Annotated in this window: 12 protein-coding genes; 6 read left to right on the forward strand and 6 right to left on the reverse strand. The window is 73.3% G+C overall.

Annotated elements, in window-relative coordinates; translation table 11 throughout:
* Positions 1–3 precede the first annotated feature (3 nt).
* Positions 4–1,341 (reverse strand): cation:proton antiporter, encoded by a 1,338-nt coding sequence (locus tag ACZ6BG_RS17045; protein ID WP_469001743.1) that lies wholly within the window; start codon positions 1,339–1,341, stop codon positions 4–6.
* A 4-nt stretch (positions 1,342–1,345) separates the two neighbouring features.
* A complete protein-coding gene (locus ACZ6BG_RS17050) occupies positions 1,346–1,816 on the reverse strand; it encodes a cation:proton antiporter regulatory subunit (protein ID WP_468459109.1) in 471 nt (156 codons plus the stop codon).
* A gap of 104 nt (positions 1,817–1,920) precedes the next feature.
* Here ACZ6BG_RS17050 and ACZ6BG_RS17055 point away from each other — a divergent pair, with 104 nt between their 5' ends.
* Both ACZ6BG_RS17055 and ACZ6BG_RS17060 read left to right on the forward strand, forming a co-directional pair.
* Positions 1,921–2,076, forward strand: coding sequence for a hypothetical protein (locus ACZ6BG_RS17055; protein ID WP_469001746.1), 156 nt, complete (start codon positions 1,921–1,923; stop codon positions 2,074–2,076).
* Positions 2,077–2,218: 142 nt separating this feature from the next.
* The gene (locus ACZ6BG_RS17060; protein WP_469001748.1) at positions 2,219–3,160 is read left to right on the forward strand and encodes an MBL fold metallo-hydrolase; all 942 of its coding nucleotides are present in this window, start codon (positions 2,219–2,221) and stop codon (positions 3,158–3,160) included.
* Here ACZ6BG_RS17060 and ACZ6BG_RS17065 read toward each other — a convergent pair whose 3' ends face one another.
* Positions 3,161–3,301 carry a hypothetical protein gene (locus ACZ6BG_RS17065; protein ID WP_469001751.1) on the reverse strand — a complete coding sequence of 47 codons (141 nt, stop codon included), beginning with the start codon at positions 3,299–3,301 and terminating at the stop codon, positions 3,161–3,163.
* A gap of 176 nt (positions 3,302–3,477) precedes the next feature.
* On the opposite strand from ACZ6BG_RS17065, the gene ACZ6BG_RS17070 reads away from it, so the two are divergent.
* Both ACZ6BG_RS17070 and ACZ6BG_RS17075 read left to right on the forward strand, forming a co-directional pair.
* Positions 3,478–4,572, forward strand: coding sequence for a PhlD (locus ACZ6BG_RS17070; RefSeq protein WP_469001753.1), 1,095 nt, complete (start codon positions 3,478–3,480; stop codon positions 4,570–4,572).
* 71 nt (positions 4,573–4,643) lie between these two features.
* Positions 4,644–4,889: a hypothetical protein gene (locus ACZ6BG_RS17075; protein WP_469001756.1), complete on the forward strand. Its 246-nt coding sequence runs from the start codon at positions 4,644–4,646 to the stop codon at positions 4,887–4,889.
* Positions 4,890–5,030: 141 nt separating this feature from the next.
* Here the strand turns inward: ACZ6BG_RS17075 and ACZ6BG_RS17080 are convergent, their stop codons facing one another.
* The 3 genes from ACZ6BG_RS17080 to ACZ6BG_RS17090 all read right to left on the reverse strand — a co-directional run bounded on the left by ACZ6BG_RS17080 (position 5,031) and on the right by ACZ6BG_RS17090 (position 9,938).
* A complete protein-coding gene (locus tag ACZ6BG_RS17080; protein ID WP_469001760.1) occupies positions 5,031–6,569 on the reverse strand; it encodes an ATP-dependent DNA ligase in 1,539 nt (512 codons plus the stop codon).
* Positions 6,570–6,765: 196 nt separating this feature from the next.
* Positions 6,766–8,082, reverse strand: a complete 1,317-nt coding sequence (locus ACZ6BG_RS17085) for a carboxyl transferase domain-containing protein (protein ID WP_469002959.1) — start codon at positions 8,080–8,082, stop codon at positions 6,766–6,768.
* A 164-nt stretch (positions 8,083–8,246) separates the two neighbouring features.
* Positions 8,247–9,938, reverse strand: a complete 1,692-nt coding sequence (locus ACZ6BG_RS17090) for a sigma factor (RefSeq protein ID WP_469001764.1) — start codon at positions 9,936–9,938, stop codon at positions 8,247–8,249.
* A gap of 181 nt (positions 9,939–10,119) precedes the next feature.
* Between ACZ6BG_RS17090 and ACZ6BG_RS17095 the strand changes: the two genes are divergently transcribed.
* Positions 10,120–10,533 (forward strand): SsgA family sporulation/cell division regulator, encoded by a 414-nt coding sequence (locus tag ACZ6BG_RS17095; protein ID WP_469001767.1) that lies wholly within the window; start codon positions 10,120–10,122, stop codon positions 10,531–10,533.
* Between the two features lie 95 nt (positions 10,534–10,628).
* Positions 10,629–11,351, forward strand: coding sequence for a siderophore-interacting protein (locus tag ACZ6BG_RS17100; RefSeq protein ID WP_469001769.1), 723 nt, complete (start codon positions 10,629–10,631; stop codon positions 11,349–11,351).
* The last annotated feature ends 10 nt before the right edge of the window (positions 11,352–11,361 follow it).

The raw sequence follows: 11,361 nt of genomic DNA on the forward strand, positions 1-11,361 counted from the left end.
CGGTCAGGGCCGGCGCGCCCCACCGCCACCGGGCTCGTCCACGGGCACGGACGACATGGCCTCGGTCGCCGGTGCTGTGTCCTCGGGGCTCCGTGCCGGGTCCTCCGTGCCCGGCAGGTCCTTCGATGTGGCGGGTACGTGCTCCAGGGGCGCCGGCGCCTCGGCCCCGCCGGTATCCCGGCGACGGGACAGCCGCCCGGCCAGCGCCGCGACGGGCTCCGCGTAGCGGGCGGTGAGCGGTCCCACCACGACCAGGATCAGGACGTACGCCGTGGCCAGCGGGCCGAGGCGGGGCTCGATGCCCGCCGTCACCGCGAGCCCGGCGATCACGATGGAGAACTCGCCGCGCGCCACGAGCGCGCCGCCCGCGCGCCAGCGGCCCTTCACGGAGATGCCCGCCCGCCGCGCCGCCCAGTATCCGGTCGCGATCTTCGTGCACGCGGTGACCGCGGCGAGTGCCAGCGCGGGCAGGAGCACCGGCGGGATGCTCGCCGGGTCGGTGTGCAGGCCGAAGAAGACGAAGAACATGGCGGCGAACAGGTCCCGCAGCGGCGCGAGCAGACTGTGCGCGCCCTCCGCGGCCTCGCCCGACAGCGCGATGCCGACGAGGAACGCGCCGACGGCGGCGGAGACTTGGAGCTGCTGGGCGATGCCCGCGACCAGGATCGTCAGGCCCAGGACCACGAGCAGCAGCTTCTCCGGGTCGTCGCTCGACACGAACCGCGAGATGATCCGCCCGTAGCGCACCGCGACGAAGAGCACCGCGCCCGCCGCGCCGAGCGCGATCGCCAGCGTGAGACTGCCCGCGGCCCAGCCGACGCCCGCGAGGAGCGCGGTGATGATGGGCAGATAGACGGCCATCGCGAGGTCTTCGAGGACGAGGATGCTGAGGATGACCGGGGTCTCGCGGTTGCCGAGCCGCCCCAGGTCCCCGAGGACCTTCGCGATGACGCCGGACGAGGAGATCCAGGTGACACCGGCGAGGACGACGGCGGCCACCGGGCCCCACCCCATCAGGAGCGCGGCGGCTGCGCCCGGCAGCGCGTTGAGGGCGCAGTCCACGATCCCGGCCGGGTACTGGGTCTTGAGGTTGCTGACGAGATCGCTGGCCGTGTACTCGAGGCCGAGCATCAGGAGCAGCAGGATGACGCCGATCTCGGCGCCGATGGCGACGAACTCCTCGCTGGTGCCGAGCGGCAGCAGCCCGCCCGTACCGAAGGCGAGTCCGGCGAGCAGGTACAGCGGAATCGGGGAGAACCGGAGGCGCCCGGCGAGGCGGCCGAGCAGCCCGAGCGCGAGGATGATCGCGCCGAACTCTATGAGCAGGACGGCAGAGTGCACGCGATCACTCCCGGCCGAGTATCGCCGCGGCGCTCTCGACGCCTTCCCGGGTGCCGATCACGATGAGGGTGTCGCCGCCCGCGAGCCGGAAGTCCGGCGTCGGGGAGGGGATGGCGTCGGCCCGCCGCAGCACCGCCACGACGGAGGTGCCGGTCTCGGTGCGCAGCCGGGTGTCGCCGAGCAGGCGCCCGTTCCAGTGCGAGGTCGCCGCGATCTCGATGCGCTCGGCGAGCAGGCCCAGGTCGGTGGTGTGCAGCAGATTGGGGCTCTGGTGGGTCGGCAGCAGCGCGTCCACGAGCGCCGACGCCTCGCCCGCGCTCAGCCTCAGCGAGAGCGCGCACGCGTCCGGGTCGTCGGAGCGGTAGGCGCTGAGCGTCCGGCCCCCGTCCCGGTGCGCCACGACGGACAAGCGCCGCTGTTCGCGGGTGGTGAGGTCGTAGCGCGTACCGATGCCTGGCAGTGGCGTTCGGCTCATACGTGGAGCGGACACAGCTCTCCCCTGGTGCTCATGGGTTACTTCGTGCTCATGCCACCCTATCGGTCCAGATTTTACTGATACTTGGTGGTGTAGGGGTGGGGGTGGCGCTAAGCGAGCGCGGGGCCGGGCCCGCGGACCTGCTGCGTGAGCAGCGTCTCGCGCGACTGCTCCCCGCGGGCGAGTCCGCCCTCGCGCAGGCGACGGCGATGCCGCGGGCGTTCGCGGAAGCGGACGGGGGTGCCTCGCGCCGCTGGTGAACGGCTGACATCGTCAGTGACTGGACGTCACAGAGGCCTGTGGTAAGGGGACTTGGCGCCCTCGGCCGGACCGCCCGGGCGGAATCGGACTGTGCGCGACGCCACAGCGCTACTGGGCGTCCTGACCGGTAACAATGCGCCCATGAATCTCCCTACGCAGCTCTCTCCCGTGCCTGGCGCGGACGGCCTCTACCTTTGGAATCCCGAGGGCACCGGTCTCTGGGGGTACGCGAACTGTCTGTGGATCATCTCAGGTGCCGACGCGGCGGTGATCGACACTCCTTACGACGGGCCGATGACCGAGGCGATGATCGCTGCCGCTCGGCCATGGCTCGGCGGGCGCACCGTACGGACTGTGATCAACACTCATGCGAACGGTGACCACAGCTTCGGGAACCACTTGTTCCCCGATGCGGAGATCATTGCCGCCGGCGCCGACCACCACGATCATCACGAGCCGACTCCGCAGGAGATGCACGCACTTGTGCACGACTCGCCGCCCGACCTTCCGCTAGGCCGCTACCTTCGAGACCATTTCAGTGTCTTCGACTTCACATCGGCTCAAGTCACCGTGCCCACCCTGACCTTCTCCGGACGGCACGCCGTCGTCGTGGGCGACAAGGTTGTGGAGCTGTACCAGGTGGGGCCCGCGCACCACGTGAGCGATCTGGTGGCTCGCATCGGGGACGTGGTCTGCACCGGCGACATCTTCTTCCACGGCGACCACCCCCCTCACTGGGCGGGGCCGCTGCAGAACATCATCAACGCGTGTGAACTCGTCCTCGGCTTCAACCCGCGGGTCATCATCCCCGGGCACGGGCAGCCGACGGATCAAGCCGGGCTGGAGGAGCACCTGGTCTACCTGCGCACGGTGCAGCGTGAGGTTCGCCGCTGCTACGAGGCCGACCTCACGGCGGAGCAAACCATGGATGAGCTGTTCCAGCGGGACTTCTATCCTCACCTGGGCCTGCCGGAACGGCTGATGATAGTGATCGCGGTGGAGTACGGCCATCTGCGTGGCGGCTCTCCGTCACCGAGCATCCTCGAGCTCTCCAGCAAGGCGGCGGCCTGGTCATACCGGTAGTTATCGGGTGCCGCCCGCCGCGATGGGGTCGGGTGCGGGCGGCATCAGGCCGAACTGGGCGGTGAGAGGTACGGCCCACTTCGAGTCCCGGTTCACCAGGTGGTGTTCGCGGGCTACTTCGTTGAGCAGCGTGTAGCGCATGAGATCGCGTTCCGGGACTGCCGGTTCCGTGTCCGGAGCGCGGGGGGCATGCGCTTTGCCTCTCGACGGGGTCGTACGCCCGATCCGGCACGGAGCAGTGAAAACAGGACCGTTCCATGCTCGCCGCTCTGCCGTAGATTGGGCCCACCCGCGCAGGTCGAAGGAGCCCCTGGTCCATGCCCACCACACTGATCGCGAGACCGCACGTCGAACTCGCCAAGCACGCCGTCTCGATGGACGATCTCACCGCGGACATGTCCCGTCGGCACGCCGACCTCCCGCGGCTCGGTGCCTACCTGAGGACCGCGCGGTCCACCGGGGTGCGGACGCGGTACTTCAGCAGGCCCTTGCGATCGGCGACCGTCGCGGGCGACGCAGGCTTCGAGGAACGCAACCGGGCCGCCTACGACGACGCGCTCGACATGGCCTTGCTCGCGGTGCCACGAGCCCTGGAAAACGCCGGTCTGACCCTGGCGGACATCGACTGTGTCGTCACCAGTCACACCACCTCCTGGACCGCTCCGAGCCTCGACACGGACCTCATCCAGCGTCTTGCGCCACAGGGGCTGCGGCCGGACATAGCGCGCATACCTCTTGGTTCGTACGGTTGCGCGGGGGGAGCCCAGGCCCTGGCCCTGGCGCACGACCACATCGCCGCCCGCCCGGGCGCGCACGTCCTGGTCGTCGTCGCGGAGTGCCTGAGCGCCGCGACGTACAACCCCGTCGACACCAGCCGCGAGAGCATGATCTACAAGGTTCTCTTCGGGGACAGCGCCGCGGCCTGCGTGGTCTCCGGCCGGGACGGTGGCGGGGAAGGCCCACGGTTCCGTATCGATGACACCTGGCAGTACGTCCTGCCCAGAAGCCAGAACTTCTACGAAGGGCGGCTTGACGGCTACGGCCTGCACTTCGATTCCACGCGGGACGCCACCCGGGCCGTCGGCTTCGTCGCACCGGCCCTGTACGAGTGGCTGGACGGACATGGCACCGCTTTCGTTCCCGATTTCTGCGTCGTGCACGCCGGGGGCCCAGCCATCCTGAGGCAGGCGGAGTCGGTGCTCCGCGTCGGCACCGGAGACGGGGAAGCTGCCCGCACGGGCCCCCTGCGCCACTCCTGGGACAGCCTGGAGCAGTGCGGGAACCTCGGCGGCGCGTCCGTCCTGGACGTGCTTCGCCGCTCGTTCGACGAGCCCGACCCCGGAGAAAAGGGCCTCCTGCTCGGGTTCGGCCCCGGCTTCATCGTCGCCGGTTGCAGGCTGACCCGCGCCTGAGCCGAGCCCCCGGCCGCGCCGACTGTGGCGCATCCCGGACGCGGATGTCACGCCACCGCCACGACGGCCGCATGACCCACTCGCCCCCGCAGACATCGGGCCCGGCGGTGAGGCGGGGCGTCAAGCTGTTCTGGCTCGCGGTGGCGCTGTCCGTCGGCGGTTCGATCGTCGTCATGCTGTTCGGGTTCAGCGGGCGCTCAGCGGGTGACCAGGCTGTACCAGGACGCGGTCACGTCGAGGGCAGGGCCGACGGGGATGGCGGGACCAGCGGCATCACCGCGCGACTGCGTTTCCTGGAGCCGGACTGGAACCCCTGACGGTCGCGGGCTTCGCCCTGATGGCCGTCGGGGTGGGCGTGCTGTTCCTCGCGGGGCGGAGGCCCGGGCCCCGCGGCACGGCGCACCCGGCACCGGCCGACGGCGCACCCCGGACCGGCTGACGCCCCCCAGGCTCGCGTCCTACCCCTCGTACCGCCCAAGCACCGTATCCACCGTGTCCGCGTCCCCCGCCGTCTTGTCCTCGCGGTACCGCACCACCCGCGCGAACCGCAGCGTCACCCCCGCCGGATAGCGCGTGGAGCGCTGCAGCCCGTCGTAGGCGATCTCCACGACCAGCTCGGGGCGGACCTTGACCGTGAACCCGTCGTCCTCGACGGCGAGTCCGCGCAGGCGCTCGGTCTGCCAGGCCAGCATCACGTCGGTCATGCCTTTGAAGGTCTTGCCCAGCATCGCGTACGTGCCGTCGTCCCGGCGCGCTCCCAGGTGCAGGTTGGACAGCTTCCCGGTGCGCCTGCCGTGGCCCCACTCGGCGGCGAGGACCACGAGGTCCAGGGTGTGCACGGGCTTCACCTTGAGCCAGGCGGCACCTCGGCGGCCCGCGCTGTAGGGGGTGTCGAGGCCCTTGAGGACGACGCCCTCGTGGCCGCGCTCCAGGGTCTTGGCGAAGAACGCGTCGGCGGCCCGGCGCGCCCCCTCGTCGGCGGGATCCGCCACGACCGCGCGCCGCACCCGCATCGGCTCGGGCACCAGCCGTGCGAGCCGTGCGTGCCGCTCGCGCAGAGGCAGGTCCAGCAGGTCCTCGCCGTCGACGGACAGGACGTCGAAGAAGACGGCGGACAGGGGCAGTTCGGCGGCCGCGCCGGCCACGTCGAGGCGGGAGCCGACCCGACCCGCGATGTCCTGGAAGGAACGCGGCCGCCCGTCGTCACCGAGCGCGATCATCTCACCGTCGAGGATGAGGCGCTCTCCGTTCAACTCACCTACCGCAGAGGTGAGTTCGGGCAGTCGGTCGGTGATGTCGTCGAGCGTGCGCGTGTACGCCCGGACGCGGGCGCCGTCGCGGTGCACCTGGACGCGGATGCCGTCCAGCTTCTCCTCGACCGCGCACGGGCCGAGCTTGTCGATGCCCTCGCCCACGGACCCCGCGCCATGCGCCAACATCGGCTGCACCGGCCGCCCCACGGTGAGCCGGAACTCCTCCAGCGCGTCCGGCCCGCGCGCCAGCAACTCCCGCGCCACGGGAGCCGTCGCCCCGGCCAGCATCACCGCGCGCCGCACCCGCGCGGCGGGCGCTCCCGTCGCCCGGGCCAGCCCTTCCGCGGCCAGGGCGTCCAAGGCCCCCTGCCGCACCTCGCCGGTCAGCAGACCGAAGAGAAAGCGCTGCTCGTCCGCTGTGGCCGCGCCCATCAACTCCTGGACGAGCCGCCGCCGTTCGGCCTGCGCGCCCGAGCCCGACACCCCGGCGAGCGCGGTGAGGGCGGCGTCCACGTCCCGGACCGCGAGCGTCGGCTCCGGCGCCGGGGCGACGGGTTCCTTGAGCGCGTTCCAGCCCACCCCGATCCGCCCCTGCGGCATCCGCCCGGAGAGATACGGGATGACGAGCGGCACGTCGTCGGGCCCGGCCGCCCGGAACAGCTCGGCCAGCAGCTCGACCTTCCGCGACCGCGCCGATGTCGCGGCCACCCCCTTGGACACCTCGGCGACCCGGACGAACAACATGCCGCCATCCTGCAACGCCCCACCCGATTCCGCACGGCACGGGGGTGGCGTGTGTGGCGCCCGTCCAGGCCGCCCGCCGGGGTCGGGGTCGCTCAATGCCGGTGGGGCGGCGTGGGTGGCGCCGGACTCCGTGAGGCCTGGGGCGCGACGCGTGTGACGCCCGCCCCGCCCGCGCCCCCGACCGGCCGGGCTCGCCCTATGCCCGTACGACACCGCGGACGACACCCAGCTCCACCAGGTCCTGGGGGCGCAGCCGCAGCTCCCCGGCCAGCGCGGGCACGTCCTCGCGCGGGCGCTTGAGGATGGCCGCCGCGGCCTCTGGGGCGATCACCGAGAAGTAGCTGTGCGGCGTGGCCCAGGTGTTGGAGGGGGCGGCGAGCGCGAGCGCGCCGCCCGAGCCGCCCTCGCCCACGACGAGGGACGTGAGCGGGACCCGGGCGGCGGCGACGGCCGCGAAGACGTCGGCGATCGCCGCGCCCGCGCCCGCGCGCTCCGCCGTCGCGTCATTGGCGGCGCCGGGCGTGTCGATGAGGGTGAGGACGGGGAGGGAGAGGCGGTCGGCCAGACGGATGAGGCGGGCCGCGGTGCGGTATCCGGCGGGGCGGGTGGGGGTGCCGGTCTGGGCCGCGTACGCGATGGCCCGCCCGGCGCGCAGTCCGACGCCGCACAGCATCCCGTCGTCCGTGCCGCCGCAGCGGTCGCCGCTGATCGGCTCACGGGAGTCGAAGTAGTTGTCCAAGTAGGCCTCGGCGCGCGGCCGTTCGGGGGAGCGGGCGCGGCGTACCGCGTCCCAGCCGGTCGCGGGCGGCGCCGCGTCCACGAGGGCGCGCGGTGGCTCGGGCGCGCCGCTGGCGGGTGTGGTGAGCAGCCGCAGCCAGTGGCCCAGGCGTGTGGACAGCCGGTCCGGCGCCACGACGGCGTCGACCGCGCCCGCCGCGAGCTGGCCCTCCGCCGTGTACGCGGCCGGGTCGGCGTCCGGCGGCCGGACCCGCGACCCCGCGAACCCGACCTGCGCGCCCGGCAGCGCGAGCACAACGTCGGCACCCGCGCCGAGGGTCGCCCAGCCGCCACCCGTCGTCGGGTCGCGGATGACCGCGAGCTGCGGCAGCCCGGCCGCCCGGTTCAGCGCCGACTGGGCGGCCACGCGCTGGAGTTGGCGCAGCGCGACCATGCCCTCCTGCATGCGGCTGCCGCCGGTCGCGATGAGGGAGACGAGAGGGAGGCCGCGCTCGCGGGCGGCCGCGTAGGCCGCCTCCAGGCGGTCCCCGGTCCGCTCACCGAGCGAACCGCCCAGATAGCGGAATTCGAAGGAGACGAGCACGGCCACACGGCCGGCGACCGCCGCCGTCCCGCAGATCACGGACTCCGACTCGCCGGTACGCTCCGTGGCGGCGGCCCGCGCGATGTCGTACCCCGTCCACGCCAGCGGGCCGTCCGGCCGTGTGGACCGGTGCGGGTACGGGAGCTCGGCGAAGTCCGACGTCACGAGGGAGAGGGCCTCGCGCGCGGACACCCGGCCGGGGGCGCGGGGCCGGGATTCCGGGCCGTTCGGGGGGTTCGGAGCGTGCGGGGAGGTCGGAGCGTTCGAGGGGCCCTGGGAGTTCGGGGCGTTCGAGGCGTCTGGAGGGTTCGGAGCGTCCGGGGCGTTCGAGGAGGGATCAGGCACGCCTCGTACTCCTACCCGTTCGCCCCGGCTTCGTCGAGGACCCACTGGCCCCGGTGGCAGATGAGGATCGGCCCGACCCAATGGCAGACGGGGTCCGTGGTGGGCGGCGGGTCGGTCGGAGTGGGGGTGGGAACTGGTGTCGGCGTGGGTGTGGGAGTCGGCGTCGGGGTGGGAGTCGGCGTGGGGTCGACGGGGGTGGGAGTGGGGTCGACCGGAGTGGGGGTGGGTGTGGGCGTCGGTGTCGGGGTGGGCGTCGGTGTCGGGGTGGGGGTTGGGGTCGGCGTGGGCGTGGGTGTAGGCGTGGGAGTCGGTTCCGGCTCGGCCGGTTCCGTCGGCTGCGTGGGCTCCGGTGCCGGGGCAACGGGCTCCGGCTGGTCGGGCGCGGGCTCCGGCGCGGGCGCCTCGGCCGCACCCGGCGGAACAGGTGCCACCGGCGCCGGTGGGACGGGCTGCTCAGGGGCAGGCGGCGCCACCGCCGGGGGTCGCGGAGCCACCAGGTCGGGGGCTGCCGCGTCCGCCGCAGGACCCTCCGGGGCCGCCTCGCTCCTGGGTTGCGGCACGGCCCCGCCGCCGTCCCCGGGCGCCTCCCCGGGCGCGGCCGACGGCTGTGGCGCGTGGCCGCTCCCGCTCTCCACCACCGTGGCCCGCGCGGGGGCCGAGCCGGTGCCGACGCCGCTGAGGACGAGGCCCGCCGCGACGGCGGCCGCGGTCGCCGTCGTGCCTATCGCCCCGGCCACGGCGACGGGCAGCTTCCCGCCCCCGGTGAGGACATGACGTACCCCGTGCAGGAGGCCCGCCTGCCCCGGCGAGCCCGACCCGGCGGCGGATGCCGCGACACCGGCCCCCGCTCCTGCCCCGGCGGCGAGCGGCACCAGGAACTTGCCCGCGCCGCCGAGCACGAAGATCAGCAGCGCCGGTCCCACCAGGGCGGGCAGCCGGTTGTTGGCGCGGGTGAGGAGGGCGAGCCGGGCCCGGCAGTCGGCGCAGCCGCCGAGGTGGTCGACGAGGGTCTCGGACTGGCGCGGGGACGCCTCGCCGCGGATGTGCGCGGGCATCCGGTCCCAGTGGGTCTCGCACGCCGAGTCCTCGGGCGCACCGGGGTGGGCGCGCAGGAACGCCTGCCGCATGCCCTCGCGCGCCCGGTGCAGGAGCACGGCCGTGGCCCCGCTCCCGGCGCCGATGCCGCGCCCGACCGCCTCCAGCGGCTGGCCCTCCGCCTCCGCGAGCCACAGCGCCTTCACCCACCGCTCGGGGAGCTGGCCGAGCACGCGCGTGAGCAGGTCGACGGAGGAGACGCGGGCGGCCGGGTCGCCGCCGCCGTCGGGGACCGTGGTGACGTCGACGGTCTCGGCCGCGCCCGTGTCCTGCGGGTCGCGCGGGGTCTCGCGCGCGGCGGCGCGCCCCGCGGACGACGCGAGATGCCGCACGGTCGTCATCAGGTACGCCGGTACGTTCTCGATCTCGTGCCCGGCGGCGAGGCGCCGCCAGACACGGAAGTGTGCCTCGGCGACCAGGTCGTCGGCGATCCAGGCATTGCCGGTCAGGGACCGGGCGTACGCGACGAGCCGTGGGTGCTCGGCCTCGTAGACGCGCGCGTACGCGGCGGTCGCGGCGCCGGACGCCTGGGCGGGGACACCGGCCCGGGAGTCCGCGGGAACGTCGGGCGGGACATCCGCGGGAATGTCTGCGGGGACGTCTGACATGGCAGGACACACTCCTGTCCCACTGCGGGGATGGGGACGAGTTCGGAAGCCTAGGCCAGAAATGTCCGACTTATCGCGTGGGAGTGGCGCAGGTCACAGAGATCTCTTTGTGCACTCCCGTAATGCGGGCACCCGCTGTGGGGTCGAAAGGGCAAGGAAGCAGCAGAAGTGGAGATCGACCATGGCCGTCACGCTCGAACAGTCCGCCCGCGCCCGTCTGATCACCCCCGAGGGCCGCGAGCGGCCGATTCCCGTGACGCTGCGCTATGCCGCGTCCGACCCGCTCGCGGTGCAGGTCACCTTCCCGCCCGAGGTGTCCCTCGACGGCGCCGAGGTCACCTGGATCTTCGCCCGCGGCCTGCTGGAGGAGGGGCTCGGCGCCCCGGCCGGTACGGGCGACGTGCACATCTGGCCGTGCGGGCGGGAGCGGACCGTCCTGGAGTTCCACGCGCCGCACGGACTGGCCCTGGTGCAGTTCGACCGGGCGGCGCTGCGCCGCTTCCTGATGCGCTCGTACGCCGTCGTCGGCTCGGGCCGCGAGGAGGCGGTGCGGGATCTGGACCAGGGCCTCACCAAGCTGCTCGGCGGGGTGTGAACGGCACGGACGCGGGAGGTCGGACCATCGCCGGATAGGTTAGGCTGCCCTAACTCGATCAAGTGTGGTCGGGTGTCTCTAGGGAGGGGACCAGGGTGGGCCACGGCTGGGAAGGCGTCGTCCTCAAGCTGCTGCGCGGCAAGGACTTCCGTTTCACGGTGACCGGCGCCGACGAGGTGACCGAGCACTATCGCCGCCTTCACCTCACCGACGGCGGCATGCTCGCGGCGACCGGCGTGCACCCCACGATGTGGGTGCGGCTGTGGTTCGACAACGCGGGCAAGCCGCACCAGCGTGCCTACACGCTGGTCGACCCGGACGCGGAGGCCGGCACGTTCAGCCTGGAGTTCGCGCTGCACGACGGCCCCGCCAGCGAATGGGCGCGCAAGGCGGAACCGGGCGACACCATCGACGCGACCGTCCAGGGCACCGGCTTCGAGGTGCCGACCCCGCCGCCGTCACGGCTGCTCGTGGTCGGCGACGCGGCGGCGCTGCCCGCGATCAACTCGCTCCTGGGCGCGATGCCGGACACCCCCGCGACGATCTGGTTCGAGACCCAGCACGCCGACGACCGCGACCTTGACCTGCGCGTCGACCCCGCACGCCACGACGTCCACTGGGTCGAGCGCGGCACCGGCGTCGACCAGGAGGCCAGGGCCGGGCTCGCGGCCGCCGTCGAGGAGGAGCCGGACGCGTACGTGTGGATCACCTGTGACACGACGACGACCCGGTCCTTGTCCGCGTACGCCCGCAAGGAGCTTGCCGTACCGCGCCACCGGATCCACGCGCTCGGCTACTGGCGGCCGGGCCCGGCCTGACGCCGCCTCG

It is taken from the genome of Streptomyces sp. NPDC041205 (genome assembly GCF_055591765.1).

Bases quoted from the DNA above. Each gene is read 5' to 3' on its own strand.
- ACZ6BG_RS17070 (WP_469001753.1), top strand. From the start codon at position 3,478: ATGCCCACCACACTGATCGCGAGACCGCACGTCGAACTCGCCAAGCAC.
- ACZ6BG_RS17065 (WP_469001751.1), bottom strand. From the start codon at position 3,301: ATGCGCTACACGCTGCTCAACGAAGTAGCCCGCGAACACCACCTGGTG.
- ACZ6BG_RS17095 (WP_469001767.1), top strand. From the start codon at position 10,120: ATGGCCGTCACGCTCGAACAGTCCGCCCGCGCCCGTCTGATCACCCCC.
- ACZ6BG_RS17080 (WP_469001760.1), bottom strand. From the start codon at position 6,569: ATGTTGTTCGTCCGGGTCGCCGAGGTGTCCAAGGGGGTGGCCGCGACA.
- ACZ6BG_RS17090 (WP_469001764.1), bottom strand. From the start codon at position 9,938: ATGTCAGACGTCCCCGCAGACATTCCCGCGGATGTCCCGCCCGACGTT.
- ACZ6BG_RS17075 (WP_469001756.1), top strand. From the start codon at position 4,644: ATGACCCACTCGCCCCCGCAGACATCGGGCCCGGCGGTGAGGCGGGGC.
- ACZ6BG_RS17050 (WP_468459109.1), bottom strand. From the start codon at position 1,816: ATGAGCCGAACGCCACTGCCAGGCATCGGTACGCGCTACGACCTCACC.
- ACZ6BG_RS17060 (WP_469001748.1), top strand. From the start codon at position 2,219: ATGAATCTCCCTACGCAGCTCTCTCCCGTGCCTGGCGCGGACGGCCTC.